We start from the raw sequence: 989 nt of genomic DNA, 5'->3' as shown, positions 1-989 counted from the left end.
GGGCGATAGCCTTTGAAGAACGGCGTGTGACGGCCTCCTTCATCTTTGCTCAGTACATACACCTCACACTCAAACTCCTTGTGTGGGTTGATGCTTCCCGGCTTGCACAGCACCATGCCGCGCTCGAGCTGCTCCTTGTTAATTCCTCGAAGCAGAATACCGGCGTTATCACCAGCCTCTCCCCTGTCCAGCAGGCGGCGGAACATCTCAATCCCGGTAACCACGCTCTTCAGCGGATCTTCAATAATCCCTACAATCTCTACCTCGTCGTTGAGCTCAATCACTCCACGCTCAATCCGGCCCGTTGCTACGGTTCCGCGACCGGTAATTGAGAATACATCCTCAACCGGCATCAGGAACGGCTTGTCTACATCACGCTCAGGAGTCGGGATGGTGTCATCCACGGCGTCCATCAGCTCAACAATACTTTTCTCATGCTCTTCTTCGCCGTTCAGCGCGCCAAGGGCACTTCCCTGGATTACAGGAATGTTGTCCCCGTCAAACTCATACGATGACAGCAGTTCGCGAACTTCAAGCTCAACCAGCTCCAGAAGCTCTTCATCATCCACAAGGTCCACCTTGTTCATAAACACAACCAGCTGAGGCACGCCTACCTGGCGGGCAAGCAGAATGTGCTCACGGGTCTGTGGCATGGGGCCGTCTGTGGCCGCAACCACCAAAATCGCCCCGTCCATCTGGGCCGCTCCCGTTACCATGTTCTTCACATAGTCGGCGTGACCCGGGCAGTCTACGTGGGCATAGTGACGATCTTCCGTCTCATATTCCACGTGAGCCGTGGCGATGGTAATCCCACGCTCCCGCTCTTCAGGTGCATTGTCAATATCTGCAAACTGCTTGGCAACTCCACCGTAGGTCTTCGCCATCACCGTGGTAATCGCTGCCGTTAAGGTTGTTTTCCCGTGATCCACGTGACCAATCGTTCCGATGTTCACGTGCGGCTTGGTACGTTGAAATGTCTCCTTTGCCAT

The 989-nt window shown here is 54.8% G+C and carries 1 protein-coding gene; it reads right to left on the bottom strand.

All coding sequences use genetic code 11. The features are described 5' to 3' along the window. On the bottom strand, nucleotides 1-989 hold a 989-nt coding region (gene tuf / locus DYD21_RS20800), incomplete at both ends, for an elongation factor Tu (RefSeq protein WP_116038942.1).

Origin of the sequence: Rhodohalobacter sp. SW132, from assembly GCF_003390325.1 — a bacterium.
Classification (GTDB): Bacteria; Bacteroidota; Rhodothermia; order Balneolales; family Balneolaceae; genus SW132.
The sequence above is the reverse complement of the archived record's forward strand: the minus strand, read 5'-3'. Positions and strand labels throughout refer to the sequence as shown.